Here is a 13,673-nt window from a genome sequence, read left to right on the forward strand (position 1 = left end):
CCTCCCCGCCGAGTGGCGGGGAGGCCCTTCCGTCGTTCGGCGGGTTCCCGCTGTGAGGCGGGCCGCATCGTGGGGTGATCGTCTTGTCAGCCTCATGATCCGTGGCCGAGTATGGCCACCTGACCACGACCCGCCGGGTGGCGGGACTGCGCCACCGTGCGCGGGGCGAGGGCCGAACGGGAGCGACGCCGTGTCCGATGCACCACTCAGCGCGCTGGGACTCGCCGGGGCGGACGGGCGGGTCTACGCGGCGCTGGTGGCCAATCCGCAGTCGACGGCCGAGGACCTGGCCGCGCTCTGCGACCTGACCCTCCAGCAGAGCCTGCGGTCCCTGGACCGGCTCGCCCAGCAGGGCATGGCCACCCGGGCCCCGGTCGACCGGCAGCGGTTCCTTCCGGTGGCCCCGGACGTCGCCATCGGCACCCTGATCGGCCACCGGGAGTCCGAGCTGCGGCACGCCAGGGCCGAGATGCACCGGCTGATGGACGCCTTCCGGGAGGCCTCGCGGTACACCGACCCGGCCCACTCCGTCGAGGTGCTGACCGGCGGCGAGGCGATCGCCCAGCGGCTGGAGCACATCACCGAGACCAGCCAGTACCAGATCCGCGGCTTCGACTGCCCGCCCTACATCCAGGACCCGGTGGCCAACATCCCGCTGCAGCGCCAGCGGCTCGGGGAGGGCCTGCGGTTCCGGACCATCTACGACCGGGAGGCGGTCGCCTGGCCGGGGCGGCTGGAGAAGAACATCCTGGCCGGGGTCGCGGACGGCGAGGAGGCCAGGGTCCGGCCGGTGCTCCCGATGAAGATGATCATGTCGGACGACCGGATGGCGATCATCCCGATCAGCGTCGGGGACAGCGTCCTCGACGCCGCCTACGTCATCCACCCCTCCGCCCTGCTGCAGGCGCTGGACACGCTCTTCGAGGCGGAGTGGGAGCGCGCCGTCCGGCTGCAGGCCGCGCTCGGCGCGGGGGACGGCGGGCTGGAGCCGGAGGCCGACCACCGCAAGCTGCTCGGGCTGCTGGCGGCCGGCCTCACCGACGAGTCGATCGCCCGCTCGCTCGGCTGGAGCGCCCGGACCACCCAGCGCCGGCTCCAGTCGCTGATGCGCGAGCTGGGGGCCACCACCCGCTTCCAGGCCGGGATGGCGGCCCGGGAGCGGGGCTGGCTGTAGGGCGGGCGGCGGCTCCGGGCGGCCTCCGGAGCTTCCGGGCGGGGCGGGCGTCAGCTCCAGGGGGAGAGGGACGCCCAGCGGCCGTCCGGGCCGCGCTCGACCTTCTCCAGGCCCAGCACGGCGGTGCGGTTCAGCCGCCCGTAGATGTGCGGGAACAGCACGTCGGGGGTGGCCCCCGGTGGCGGGGCGCCGTGCGGGGCCTCCCACTTGACCATCGGCTCCACCAGCGACTCGTCGATCAGCAGCACCATCAGCGGTTCGCGGGCGTCGGAGAAGAAGGCGTTGGCCACGGCGAGCGCGGTCCGCTCGTCCGCCGAGCAGTGGATGAACCCGTCGGTGAGCAGCGAGGCGGTCGCGTACGGCCGGCCCGGGTCGGCCAGCCAGTCGTCCAGGGGGGCTAGGTGCAGGATCATGCTCCTGTTGTACCCGCTCCGGCCGGGCCGGAGCGGGCGCCCGGGCGGCGGTTCGCGCGCCCGCCCGGGCCGCCGGCGGTTCCGTTACAGGCCCGCCACCTTGGCGGAGGCGGTGATCTCGTACACCAGGGTCAGGGTGCGGCGGGCCCCCGGGCCGAGCGGGACGTCCCAGCGGACGATGCCCTCGGCGTCGAAGGCGTCCGGCGCCGGTGAGCACTCCTCCTTGCGCAGCCGCACCTCCACCGCCGACACCTCGGAGACCGGCACCCGCTCGCGCACCGCGACCAGTTGCTCGTCCCGTTCCTCCGGCCCGGAGAACCGCGACAGGTGCAGCCGCACCGTGCGGGTGGTCACCGAACGCTGCGTCAGCCCGGCGGTGGAGCGGCGCTCCTCGGTCTCCCGCACCACCCGGTAGCCGTCCGAGCTGCCGAAGGAGAGCTCGGCGTCGGCACCGGCCGCCGTGAACGGCAGCCGTCCGCGCCCGGTGAAGCCGCTGCCGCGGATCAGCTCGACCGGTCCGGCGAGCAGCGGGTGCCCGGCCGTGCTGCGGAACCGGACGACCTGGGTCACCAGCTGCGACAGCTCGGGCGCGCAGGCGTACTCGCTGCTCGCCGGACCGGCGAAGGAACCCAGTGGCACTCGGTGCGCCCGGCCGTCGGACGGCACGGTGGCCGGCGCCGGGGCGGTCAGCACCCGCACCTCGCCGCCGTCGTCCACGCCCGGCACCACGCCGTCCGGGCCGAGCTCGGAGACCGCCTCCTCGCGCAGCTCCACCTCGACGGTGCGGCGCTCCTCGGAGGTGCGGTCGCGCAGCGTCAGCACGTCCTCGACGAGCGCGGGCGGCTCGGTGGCGAGGGCGGAGCGGGCGGTGGAGAAGGTGAGCCGGGCCCCGGTCCAGGCCTCGCCGGTGCGCTGCCAGACCACCGCCTCGGACTCCAGCTTCAGCACGCCCGCGTCCAGGGTGGCCCGGTAGGACGGCCGCCAGAGCGCGCACGGCACCAGGTGGCTCACGGTCAGCCGGGCCGGGCCGGCCTCCCGGGCCTCGACGGTGAGGTCGAGGTGGGCGAGCAGCTCGGCGGGCTCCTCCTCGGCCTCCTGGAAGGCGGTGACGGCCGCGGAGCGCTCCTCCTCCAGCCGGTTCAGCCGGGCGCGGGCGGCGCGCAGGTCCTCGCCGTAGCGCTCGCGTTCGGCGTCGACGCGCTCCAGCTCGCGGTGCCAGCGGGTGCGTTCGACCTCGCCGCTGCCGGCGCCCTCGCCGACCTCGCGCAGCAGGTCGGCGGCGAGCTGGGCGAGCAGGGCCAGCCGGGCTTCGAGACGGGCGGCGAGGGCCTCCTCGGCGCGCTCGGTCTCGTCCAGCGCGTGCAGGCGGTGGCGCAGCGCGGAGTCCTCGGGGCCGGGTGGCAGCGGGGCGCGCGGTGTCCAGGCGCGGGTGATCCGGGCGTCCAGCACGCGCACGCCCCGGGCCGGCGACTCGGCGCGCAGGGTGCGGTCCACGGCGAGCGCGGTGAGCGGGCCCAGCCGCAGCCGCTGGACGCCCGCGGCCAGTTCGACGGTGGCGGTGCGTTCGACCTGGGCGCGGTCCTCCAGGCAGGTGACGGCGGTGACGGGCAGCGGCGTCGCGGGAGGTGGGGTGACGGGGAGGGGGGTGACGGTCATCGTTCAGTTCCTCCGGTTTCCGCCGACGATGGCCTTGCCGGCCGGGATTCTGATCTGGTAGCCGCCGTCCAGCTCGGCCCGGCCGCCGGGCGGCAGCTCGACCCGCCGCAGCCGGGTCCCGGCCGGGCACTCGGCGGACGGTTCGTCCGGGGCGTGCCAGCCGGGCCGTTCCTCGATCCGGATGTCGGCGTCGGAGCTGACCGGCACCCGTTCGCGGACCTCGACGGTGACCGGGCGGCCGAGCCGGTTGGCCAGCTCGACGTGCACCCGGTGGTCGAGCACGGTGCTGCTGTTCAGCATGCCCGCGGTGGACTCGCGCAGCTCGGTACGGCGCGTCACCTCGACCGACTCGGCGACACCGGTGCCCAGTCGGCGCACACCGCCGGGGGCGAGGGTGGGCAGGGCGGCGGTGAGCAGGAACCGGTCGTCGACGGTGACCTCGGCCGGGCCGGCGAGGACGGCCCGGTCGGTGCCGTTGGTGATCACCAGGGTGGCGTAGACCTGCTCCTCGACGGCGGGCACCGTGACGTACTCGGGCCGGACGCTCACCGGGATCTCGTCGATCGTGACGGTGTGCCAGGTGCCGTCGGAGGGGAGGTCGGCGGGGGCGGCGGCGTCGAAGCGGTGGTCGAAGGAGCCGGCCGAGACGCGCGGGGGGACGGCGTGCCGGGGGAGGGGGAGGTGCCGCAGGTCCGTGCCGGAGCCGTGGTCGTGGTCGGTGCGGTGGCCGGAGTCGTGGGCGGGGCGGCCGTACGGGTCCTGGCGGGAGGGGCGGTGGAGGGTGCCGCGTCGGTCGGGGCCGGCCTCCGGGCCGAGCAGTTCGAGGGCGGGGTAGTCCAGCAGCAGGTCGTCCGGGACCGGCGGGCCGGGCGGGGGCGCGAAGTCGGCGCCGCCGGACTCGGCGGCGAGGTCCGGGGCGAACCGGGCGAGGGCCGCGTCGCCGTGGTCCGCGGCGGCCGAGGCGGCGGGCGCGGGTGCGCCGTAGCCGGCGAAGACGGTCGGCTCGTCGGCCGAGCGGAGGCCGCCGACGCGGGCCCGGGCGGAGCCGGGGGCCTGGGGCGCGGGGGCGGCGAGCGGCGGCGGGAGCGGGGCCGCGGCGACGGCCGGGCCGACGGGGACGGCGAGCCGGTGCTCGGGGGCCCCTCCGGGGGCTCCGCCCGCGGCCGCGCCCACGAGCACCCGGGAGGGGGTGAACGGTGCGGGGCCGGCCGCGTCGTAGCCGGTGAAGAGGTCGGACAGGCCGGGCGGGGGCTCGCGCCAGCCGGACGGCGGCGGGGCCGGCTGGCTGCGGCCGATCCGCAGCGAGCGCAGCTCGGGCAGATCGGTGCGGCGGTCGAGGTCGGCGGTGGACAGGGCGAGGCGGACGCCCGTCCAGTCCTCGCCGGTCCGCTGGGCGACGGAGGCCCGCAGGAGGAGCCGGCCGGTATCGGCGCCCTGGCGGTAGGACAGCCGGTAGGAGGGCACCCAGCGGGCGGCCCGGACGGTGTACTCCAGTTCGATGTCGAGGGGGGTGGGGTCGCCGGCGGCGGTGCCTCCGGCGCCCTCGGTGCCTCCGGTGCCTCTGGTGCCTCTGGTGCCTCCGGCGTTCTCGGCTCCCGTGGTCTCGGCTCCGGTGGTGGTGAGGGTGAGGAGAGCGGTGGTCGTGGTCCCGACCGTCCCGAACCGGTCGGCCGTCGACGAGCGGATCACCTGGTCGTTGAGCACCTGGACCTCGTGCTCGGCGAGTTCGATCTCCCGGGTGAGCCGCTCGGCGCGCAGCTGGAGCCCGGTGAGGCGCTCGTCGACGAACTCGGCCAGCTCCAGCCAGGCGTCGGCCGGCGTACGGCGCAGCAGCTCGTCGCGGCGGCGCTGCGGCGGGACGGCGCGCAGCCTGGTGGTCTCGGCGACCGCGGCGACGACCAGCCGGTGCTGCTCCCGGAGGGCGTCGACGCGCTCGTCGGCCTCCTCCAGCCGGCGGCGCAGCCCGGGAAGCTCGGAGGGGTCACGGAGTTCGGCGACGGCCTCCAGGCGGGCCTCGGTGACGGCGGTGCCGGCCGGGCCGACGAGGATCCGGGCGCGCAGCGAGTGGGCGTCGAGGTGCTTGGGCAGGCCGGTCAGCCGGAGCCGGCCGTCCGGGGGCAGGGTGACCCGGGCCCGGCGGCGGCAGACCGCGCCGACGGCGTGGACGACCACGGAGTCCAGTACGGAGGGGAAGTCGGGGGTCGGCCGCGCGGCGGGGGTCCCGTCCGCGGTCCCGTTGGCAGGTCCGTCGGTGGTCGGGGTGCTGTTCCCGGTGCTCTCCGTGCCGGGGGAGCCTCCGGTGGTCCCGGTGGTCCCGGTGGTTCCGGCGCTGTCTTCGTGCGGTTGCTGCTGGTCGCTGCTGTGCTGATCGTTCACCCGGCCAACCCCTTCGTCGCTTCGTCGCTCGCCGTCGGCGCCTCGTGTGCCGCGCCACCCCGTGGGCGGCCCATCCTGCCGTGCGGTGGCCCCCGCGTCGTCGGATTTCCGCCGTGCGGGGCGTGCGGGTGCCGTGGCGTGCGCCTGGTGGCATGCGTCCGGCGGTTCGGGACCGCGTGAGGGGGGACGGCCGGGCGTGGTCCCGCGGTTGCGGCCAGGGCGGGGGCGGGCGCCGCCGCCGGGCCGGGCCGTTCGGGCAGGGCGGGTGGTGCGGACGGTCCCGGTGGAGCCGGGGTGGCCGCGCGGGTGGTGGTGATGGGGGAGGATGGAGCGCTCCGTGTGTTCGTGTTTCCGTGTTCCTGTTCCGTGAGGAGAGCCACCCCGCCATGCGCACAGCCGTCGTCGTCGGTACCGGACTCATCGGCACCTCCGCCGCGCTCGCCCTCACCGCACGGGGCCTGACCGTCCATCTGGAGGACGCGGACGCGGACGCCGCGCGGACCGCCGCCTCGCTGGGGGCCGGGACCACCGAGCCCGCGGACGGCCCGGTGGACCTCGCGATCATCGCCGTCCCGCCCGCGCTCGTCGGCAAGGTGCTCGCCGACTGTCAGCGCCGCGGTCTGGCGCGCTGCTACACGGACGTCGCCAGCGTGAAGGCGGGCCCGCGCGCGGAGGTCGCCGCGCTCGGCTGCGACACCGTCCACTACATCGGCAGCCACCCGATGGCGGGCCGGGAGCGGTCCGGGCCGCTGGCCGCCCGCGCGGACATCTTCGAGGGCCGGCCGTGGGTGCTCACCCCCACCGCCGACACCGACACCGAGACGCTGAACGCCGTCCTCGAACTGGTCGCGCTCTGCGGCGCCGTGCCGATCGTCATGGACGCCGCCGCGCACGACCGGGCGGTCGCCCTGGTCTCGCACGCCCCCCAGCTGCTCTCCTCGCTGGTCGCCGCCCGGCTGGAGCACGCCGACGAGACGGCCATAAGGCTCTCCGGCCAGGGTGTGCGGGACGTGACCCGGATCGCCGCCTCCAACCCCGCGATGTGGGTGGACATCCTCTCCGCCAACGCCGGCGCGGTCGCCGACGTGCTGGACGAGCTCGCCACCGACCTCGGTGAGACGGTCACCGCGCTGCGCGCCATGCAGGCCGCCGAGGAGGCCGGGCGGCGGGAGGGCGCCGCGGGCATCGAGGCGGTCATGCGGCGCGGCAACACCGGCCAGTCCCGGATCCCCGGCAAGCACGGCGCGCCGCCCACCCGGTACGAGACGCTTGCGGTCGTCCTCGGAGACCAGCCCGGTGAGCTGGGCCGACTGTTCGGCGAGGTCGGTGCGGCCGGAGTCAACATCGAGGACGTCGACATCGAGCACTCGACCGGGCAGCAGGTCGGCTTCGTGCAGCTGTCGGTGGCCCCGGGCGCGGTACGGCCGCTGACGGCCGCGCTGCGGGCGAGCGGGTGGAGCGTTCGGGACTGAGTGTCGATCGTTCGGGACCGAGGGTGGAGCGTTCGGGACCGAGGGTCGATCGTTCGGGACCGAGGGTGACGGGGCGGCGGGGTCCGGTCGGGCGTTCCGGGGTGGGGTGGTCACCGGGCGGGGCCCGGGTGGACCGGGGCCGGATCGGGGCGGGACGGGGCGGGAGCGGGGCCGTCGTAGCGGTCCGGTTACCGGCGGGGCCGGGTGCCGCGCGGGTCCATTAACCTTGAGGGAGACATTCCCCGGCTGCCCCGACGCGTGGGTCGCCGTGCCCGGAGACAATTCCGTGCTCAGAGATCAGAGAGAGGTTCGCGCCGTGGACACTGCCGACCGAGCGCACGCCCCGGTCGTCGTCGCCATCGACGGACCCTCCGGCTCCGGCAAGTCGACCGTATCCAGGGCGGTCGCCGCCCGGCTGGGCCTGAGCTTCCTGGACACCGGCGCCATGTACCGGGCGATGACCTGGTGGATGCTGGCCAACGGTGTCGACGTGAACGACCCGGAGGCCGTGGCCGTCGCGTGCGGCAAGCCGGTGATCGTGTCGGGTACCGACGCGGACGGCCCGACCATCACGGTCGACGGCCGGGACGTCGCCGGCCCGATCCGCGGCCCCGAGGTGACCGCGCAGGTCAGCGCCGTCGCCGCGGTGCCGGCGGTGCGCACCCGGCTGGTCGAGCTGCAGCGCGGCTGCGCCGAGGTCGCCGAGCGCGGCATCGTCGCCGAGGGCCGGGACATGGGGAGCGTGGTGTTCCCGGGCGCCACCGTCAAGATCTTCCTGACCGCGTCCGAGACGGCCCGGGCCGAGCGCCGGGCGTCCGAGCTGCGGGCGAAGGGCGTCGACGAGGCGACCATCACCGCGATGGCCGCCGACCTGGCGCGCCGGGACGCGGTGGACTCCTCGCGAGCCACCGCCCCGCTCACCCAGGCCGCGGACGCGGTCCTGGTGGACACCAGCGCGCTCACCCTGGAGCAGGTGATCGACCGGATCACCGCGCTGGTGGCGGAGCGGGCCGGGGCCGCGCTGTCGGCGGTCTGAGACCGCCCGGCCGCTTCGAACGACCGGCTGCTTCGAACGACCGGCCGGGACCGGCCGGTCACCCGATGAACGAGGTGCTGTTGCGGCACCTGACCAGGGTGTCGTCACGGCACCCGACCGGGGCGCCCCCCACGGTGCCCGACCGGGGTGTCGTCACGGCACCCGACCAGGGTGCCGCGGTGGCACCCGGAACCATTCGCGCTGCCCCGGAGGGGCAGGTACGCACGGCCCGTCCCTGGGAAGGGCCGGGCCGGGAAACGGACAGTAGGAACATGACCGCAGAGCACTCCACCGCCGGCCACGGCGACCTGGACACCTCCGAGTACGCCGAGTTCATGGCGCTCGCCGCCGAGGAGGGCTTCGACCTCGACGACGCCGACGGCTTCGGCGACGGCAGCCACGCCCCGCTGCCGGTGCTGGCCGTCGTCGGCCGCCCGAACGTCGGCAAGTCGACCCTGGTGAACCGCATCATCGGCCGCCGCGAGGCCGTCGTCGAGGACAAGCCCGGCGTCACCCGCGACCGCGTGACCTACGAGGCCACCTGGAACGGCCGCCGCTTCAAGGTCGTCGACACCGGCGGCTGGGAGATCGACGTCCTCGGCATCGACGCCATGGTCGCGGCCCAGGCCGAGCTCGGCATCGAGCAGGCCGACGCGGTGCTGTTCGTGGTCGACGCCACCGTCGGCGCCACCGACACGGACGAAGCCCTGATCAAGATCATCCGCCGGGCCGGCAAGCCGACCGTGCTCTGCGCCAACAAGGTCGACGGCCAGTCCACCGAGGCCGAGGCCGCCTACCTGTGGTCGCTCGGCCTCGGCGAGCCGTACCCCGTCTCCGCCCTGCACGGCCGCGGCTCCGGCGACCTGCTCGACGCCGTGATGGACGCGCTGCCCGAGGCCCCGCCGCAGACCTTCGGCGACGCCGCGCCCGGCGGCCCGCGCCGCATCGCGCTGATCGGCCGGCCGAACGTCGGCAAGTCCAGCATGCTCAACAAGGTCGCCGGCGAGGACCGGGTGGTCGTCAACGAGCTGGCCGGCACCACCCGTGACCCGGTCGACGAGATGATCGAGCTCGGCGGCAAGACCTGGAAGTTCATCGACACCGCCGGCATCCGCCGCCGGGTCCACCTGACCGCCGGCGCCGACTTCTACGCCTCGCTGCGCACCTCCGCCGCGCTGGACAAGGCCGAGGTCGCGGTCGTCCTGGTCGACGCCAGCGAGACCCTCGCCGAGCAGGACACCCGGATCATCTCGATGGCGGTCGAGGCCGGGCGCGCCGTCGTCATCGCCTACAACAAGTGGGACCAGCTCGACGAGGAGCGCCGCTTCTACCTGGAGCGCGAGATCGAGCGCGACCTCGTCCAGGTGCAGTGGGCCCCCCGGGTCAACGTCTCGGCGAAGACCGGTCGGCACATGGAGAAGCTCGTCCCGGCGATCGAGGCCGCGCTGGAGGGCTGGGAGACCCGCATCACCACCGCGCGCCTGAACGCCTTCCTCGGCGAGCTGGTGGCCGCCCACCCGCATCCGATCCGCGGCGGCAAGCAGCCGCGCATCCTGTTCGGCACCCAGGCGGGCATCCGGCCGCCGCGCTTCGTGCTGTTCGCCTCGGGCTTCCTGGAGGCGGGGTACCGGCGGTTCATCGAGCGCCGGCTGCGTGAGGAGTTCGGCTTCGTGGGGACGCCGATCTCGATCTCGGTGCGGGTGCGGGAGAAGCGCAAGAAGAAGTAGTCCGGCGCCGCAGAGGTAGGGGTACAGAAGTACAGGGCGTGGCGCAGGGCCCCGTCGGCCGGTCTCGGGACCGGGCGGCGGGGCCCTCTCGTGTTCCTTGCCGCGGGGTGGGCGGACGAGGGCGGGCCGACCGGTGGCCGCCGGGTCAGTGGTGCTCGCTGCTGCGGCCCGGCGGGAGGGAGAGCAGGCTGCGGTGGCGGCCGCCGCTGGACGTCCCCGGGCCGCTGGGGCCGAAGGCCGTGCCGACGACCGGCGCTGGTGCCGGCACCGGGACGGTCACCGGGGCCGGGGCGGAGAGGTGCGCGGGGGTGGGCAGGTGGGCCGGTGCCTGGGGCTGGCCGGCGCCGAGGTAGCCGGCCGCGACCCAGCCCTGACCGGTGCCGAACTGGCCCTGGGCGGAGGAGGGCTGGGTGGCCTGGGCCGAGGGGGGCGGGGGCGGGAAGCCGGGCGCGTACGGCGCCGGGGGGTGCGGGGTGTGGTTGGTATGGGTGGCGTGGGTGGTGTGGGCTGGGTGGCTCGTATGGCCCGGCTGCCCCGGGTGACCGGTGGAGGCGGTGCCGTGACCACTGTGGAGGTGGCCCTGGGTCTGGGTCTGGGCCTGTGCCTGGTCGTGGGAGTGGCTCGGATGATCGGAATGACCTGCATGTCCTGCGTGGCCCGAGTGGCCTGAATGGTTCGAGTGGACCTGCTGTCCGAGGTGGCCGGTATGGCCGGGATGGCCGGGATGGTCCGTCCGGCCGGTGTGGTCGGGGACACCCGACCGGCTGGGCATGAACTGGGGGATGCCGACGGCCTGCCCCGCGAAGGTCTGGAACGCCTGGTGCTGCGGCGGGTACGAACGCTGGTCGGTGAGCGCCGGGTAGCCCTCCCGGACGGCGAAGCCGGTGAACTTCAGGTCCTCCTCGCCGGAGCGGTCGCCGGGGAGCGCTCGGAAGAGGCGGCGGTATTCGGAGTACAGCTCGTCGTAGATCGGCGTGGCCGAGTGCGGGTGCTCCGCGTCGTACGACGGGCGCATGCCCGGAATGGAGCGGGAGGCGGGGGTGGCCCGCCGGGGGGACGCGGGGACGTCGTAGCTGTACACGCAGGGCCCAACGAGCGAGGGCGCCGTGGGATGCGGGTCGGCCGGGGCGGCCGGGGCGGGGCCGGCAGGACGCACGGAAAGGCGCCCCGACGGCCCCGCCCGCGGATGGTGGGGGCGGGCGCCGGAGTGCGTGGAAGAGGACGCCGGGGCGGCCGGGCGGGGCCGGCAGGGCAGGGGCTTGCCGGGCCCGGGTGGCTCGCGGGTCCGTCGGCGTCGGTTCGGGGCCGCGTCGAGGCCGTGTCGGCTCCCGTCGGCTCCCGTCGGGGGCCGTCGGGGGCCGCCGGGGTGCGGCTCAGGTGCCGGCGAGGGGGAGGGAGGCGGCGACCACCTGGCCCGCCACCACCGCCCGCTCCAGTGCCTGACGCAGCAGGTCCTCGCGCGGCTGCCGTCCGACCGTTCCGGCCGGGACGGCGTACATGGTGACCTCGCCGAGCTGGTTGGCGGCGAACCGCCAGGCGTCGGTCACCTGGAGCGGCTGGTGCGCCTGCCACCAGCCGGTGCTTCCCCCGGCCGCCGAGGGCTGGAGGATCGCGTGCAGCTTGCCCATCGCGACCAGGACCGACCAGCCGGGCAGCTGGTCCGGCGTCTTGTCGAGGTCGGTGACCGCCTGGAAGCCCGCGTCCTGGAGCAGATCCAGGAACTCGTCCTCGCCGCTCGTGTTGCCCGGGCGCCCGACCGGTCCGGTCGGCTCGACGACCAGCGAGGCGTGTCCGGCGTCGCCGTGGAGGACCAGCCCGCAAGTGATGCCGAGGATCGCGGCCTGGCCGGGTGCGCCGGGCCGTTCGGCCGCCGGGTCGGGCACCGGGGCGCCGGCGGGGGAGGGGATCGTCGGCTGCGGGTGGGCGTCGGCGGACGGGTCGCCCTGGGCCTGGCTGATGCTGCGCACCGCGCCGGCCAGCTGCTCCTCCGAGACCGGGACCACCTGCGACGGAATGCAGCGGGCGTGCGCGAAGGCCAGCACCGCCGTCTCGTCGCCGACGAACAGCACGGTGCTGGTGGGCTCCTGGAAGGTGTCGCCGGGGGTGCGGCAGGAGGTGCACTCGTAGCTGTCGGGCGCGTGGGCACCGCCGAGCAGGCGGTCGGCCTCGTCGTCGCCGATCTCGGATCGGACCTCGTCGCTGACGTCGAGCATGCGCGGCACTGAATCTCCTTGGTGCGGTCGGTTCGGTCGGTTCGGTCGGTGCGGTGCGGTGGGGCGAAGCGGTGCGGTGCGGCGGTGGGGGTGGCGCGGAGGGTGCGGTGTCGGGTGGGGCTCGGTCGGGTGGGGCTCGGGGCGTGCCGTCGTGCCGGGGCCGGACGGGGTGGGGCGAGCCGTCCGTTCTGTTCGAGCCGGGGACGGGTCCGGCCCGGCCGCCCTTACCAACGGGCCCTTGTGGCAGGGGTCACGGGTGGGAGGTCCGGCTGGCGGGAATTGCCCCTGATCCGATCGCAGAGGGTGTCGACGGCGTCGCAATGTGTCGATCCCGGTGGCGGAACTGACGGAATCGGGCTGTGAGGTGAGCCACGGCTTATGGATGTTTGATCTAGGAAATGACACCTAAAACGGACATATGGTGCATGAATGTAAGGTGGTTACCAGCGGTAACGCCCTGCTGAGCTGGGGAGACCCGAAAGTGTTTGGTTCCCCGGCGGCCGACTCGTAGCTTCATTGGCGGTGCAACGAGCACCACCCGGGTTCACCCCCGACGCACAGCCCGCCGGTCCAGCCGGCGCCGGCGGTGCCCGCCGATGCGACCGCTCGAACAGGTCGCCGGTGCGAGGCGGGTGGCCGGGGCGGCGCGGGACGTCCGACACGTCTCCGGCCGCCCGACGGACGCGGCGAGCGATTCCAGACCCTCTCCGGGGCTTGGTTCCGCATGCCCGCCCGGGGCTGTCGAGAGGAACCCCATGACTTTCCGTAACGAGACCGCCGCTGCCACCTCCTCCACCGTCACCAAGCGCAACCGCGTGCGGATGGCGGTCGTGGCGGGCGCCGCTGTCGCGGCTCTGCCGGTGGCCGGCCTCGTCACGGCCACCTCGGCTTCCGCCGCCTCCGTCTCCACCTGGGACGCCGTCGCCCAGTGCGAGAGCGGCGGCAACTGGGCCATCAACACCGGCAACGGTTTCTACGGCGGTCTGCAGTTCACCTCCAGCACCTGGGCCGCCTTCGGTGGCACCGCCTACGCCTCGCAGGCCAACCTGGCCACCAAGGCGCAGCAGATCGCCGTCGCCGAGAAGGTCCTCGCCTCGCAGGGCCCGGGCGCCTGGCCCGTCTGCTCCGTCAAGGCCGGCCTGACCAAGGGCGGCGCCCCGGCCGCGGTCGACGCCGCCGCCCCGGCCGCGAAGCCGGCCGCCCCGGCCGCCACCGCGACCCCGAAGGCCGCCGCGCCGAAGGCCACCGAGGCGCCGAAGACCGCCGCCCCGAAGGTCGCCCCCAAGGCCGCCGAGGCCCCCAAGGCCGTCGCCGCGCCGAAGGCCGCCGAGGCGCCCAAGGCTGCCGAGGCCCCCAAGGCCGCGAAGTCCGGCAAGGGCTGGGCCTCGAACGACGCCAAGCAGGCCAACGGCAACTACACCGTCAAGGCCGGCGACACCCTGAGCACCATCGCCGCCGCCCAGGGCGTCGACTGGCACGCGCTGTACGAGACCAACGCCAAGGTCATCGGTGCCAACCCGAACCTGATCTTCCCGGGCCAGACCCTCACCGTCTGATCCGCACACCCGGCGCGCCCGACGGCCGCCTCCCCCGCACTGGGGGAGGC

The 13,673-nt window shown here is 75.3% G+C and carries 10 protein-coding genes; 5 read left to right on the forward strand and 5 right to left on the reverse strand.

All coding sequences use genetic code 11. From position 1 onward, the window contains the following. Window positions 1–190: 190 nt before the first annotated feature. On the forward strand, window positions 191–1,174 hold the full coding sequence (locus ACFCX4_RS26695) for a helix-turn-helix domain-containing protein (protein ID WP_376147318.1): 984 nt from the start codon (window positions 191–193) through the stop codon (window positions 1,172–1,174). Window positions 1,175–1,224: 50 nt separating this feature from the next. Here ACFCX4_RS26695 and ACFCX4_RS26700 read toward each other — a convergent pair whose 3' ends face one another. The 3 genes from ACFCX4_RS26700 to ACFCX4_RS26710 all read right to left on the reverse strand — a co-directional run bounded on the left by ACFCX4_RS26700 (window position 1,225) and on the right by ACFCX4_RS26710 (window position 5,619). Next, window positions 1,225–1,587: a DUF952 domain-containing protein gene (locus tag ACFCX4_RS26700; protein ID WP_376147321.1), complete on the reverse strand. Its 363-nt coding sequence runs from the start codon at window positions 1,585–1,587 to the stop codon at window positions 1,225–1,227. 84 nt (window positions 1,588–1,671) lie between these two features. Continuing rightward, window positions 1,672–3,243, reverse strand: coding sequence for a DUF4139 domain-containing protein (locus ACFCX4_RS26705; RefSeq protein ID WP_376147324.1), 1,572 nt, complete (start codon window positions 3,241–3,243; stop codon window positions 1,672–1,674). A gap of 3 nt (window positions 3,244–3,246) precedes the next feature. Continuing rightward, entirely contained in the window at window positions 3,247–5,619 is a 2,373-nt protein-coding gene (locus tag ACFCX4_RS26710) for a DUF4139 domain-containing protein (protein WP_376147327.1), read from the reverse strand. 386 nt (window positions 5,620–6,005) lie between these two features. Between ACFCX4_RS26710 and ACFCX4_RS26715 the strand changes: the two genes are divergently transcribed. The 3 genes from ACFCX4_RS26715 to der all read left to right on the forward strand — a co-directional run bounded on the left by ACFCX4_RS26715 (window position 6,006) and on the right by der (window position 9,854). Next, window positions 6,006–7,091 carry a prephenate dehydrogenase gene (locus ACFCX4_RS26715; RefSeq protein ID WP_376147330.1) on the forward strand — a complete coding sequence of 362 codons (1,086 nt, stop codon included), beginning with the start codon at window positions 6,006–6,008 and terminating at the stop codon, window positions 7,089–7,091. Window positions 7,092–7,407: 316 nt separating this feature from the next. Beyond that, window positions 7,408–8,127 (forward strand): (d)CMP kinase, encoded by a 720-nt coding sequence (cmk, locus tag ACFCX4_RS26720; protein WP_376147333.1) that lies wholly within the window; start codon window positions 7,408–7,410, stop codon window positions 8,125–8,127. Window positions 8,128–8,399: 272 nt separating this feature from the next. Next, window positions 8,400–9,854: a ribosome biogenesis GTPase Der gene (gene der / locus ACFCX4_RS26725; RefSeq protein WP_376147336.1), complete on the forward strand. Its 1,455-nt coding sequence runs from the start codon at window positions 8,400–8,402 to the stop codon at window positions 9,852–9,854. Between the two features lie 145 nt (window positions 9,855–9,999). Here der and ACFCX4_RS26730 read toward each other — a convergent pair whose 3' ends face one another. Further along, complete coding sequence (locus ACFCX4_RS26730; protein WP_376147339.1) at window positions 10,000–10,869, reverse strand: hypothetical protein; 870 nt, start codon at window positions 10,867–10,869, stop codon at window positions 10,000–10,002. Between the two features lie 358 nt (window positions 10,870–11,227). After that, window positions 11,228–12,076, reverse strand: a complete 849-nt coding sequence (locus ACFCX4_RS26735) for a hypothetical protein (RefSeq protein ID WP_376147342.1) — start codon at window positions 12,074–12,076, stop codon at window positions 11,228–11,230. Between the two features lie 746 nt (window positions 12,077–12,822). Here ACFCX4_RS26735 and ACFCX4_RS26740 point away from each other — a divergent pair. Next, window positions 12,823–13,623: a transglycosylase family protein gene (locus tag ACFCX4_RS26740; RefSeq protein ID WP_376147345.1), complete on the forward strand. Its 801-nt coding sequence runs from the start codon at window positions 12,823–12,825 to the stop codon at window positions 13,621–13,623. Window positions 13,624–13,673 lie beyond the last annotated feature (50 nt).

This window comes from Kitasatospora sp. NPDC056327 (assembly GCF_042261735.1).
In the GTDB taxonomy this organism is placed as follows: Bacteria; Actinomycetota; Actinomycetes; order Streptomycetales; family Streptomycetaceae; genus Kitasatospora.

What these genes read in the sequence shown, in the direction of transcription:
- ACFCX4_RS26700 (WP_376147321.1), bottom strand. Translation starts at nt 1,587, where the DNA reads ATGATCCTGCACCTAGCCCCCCTGGACGACTGGCTGGCCGACCCGGGC.
- ACFCX4_RS26705 (WP_376147324.1), bottom strand. Translation starts at nt 3,243, where the DNA reads ATGACCGTCACCCCCCTCCCCGTCACCCCACCTCCCGCGACGCCGCTG.
- ACFCX4_RS26715 (WP_376147330.1), top strand. Translation starts at nt 6,006, where the DNA reads ATGCGCACAGCCGTCGTCGTCGGTACCGGACTCATCGGCACCTCCGCC.
- der (WP_376147336.1), top strand. Translation starts at nt 8,400, where the DNA reads ATGACCGCAGAGCACTCCACCGCCGGCCACGGCGACCTGGACACCTCC.
- ACFCX4_RS26730 (WP_376147339.1), bottom strand. Translation starts at nt 10,869, where the DNA reads ATGCGCCCGTCGTACGACGCGGAGCACCCGCACTCGGCCACGCCGATC.
- ACFCX4_RS26740 (WP_376147345.1), top strand. Translation starts at nt 12,823, where the DNA reads ATGACTTTCCGTAACGAGACCGCCGCTGCCACCTCCTCCACCGTCACC.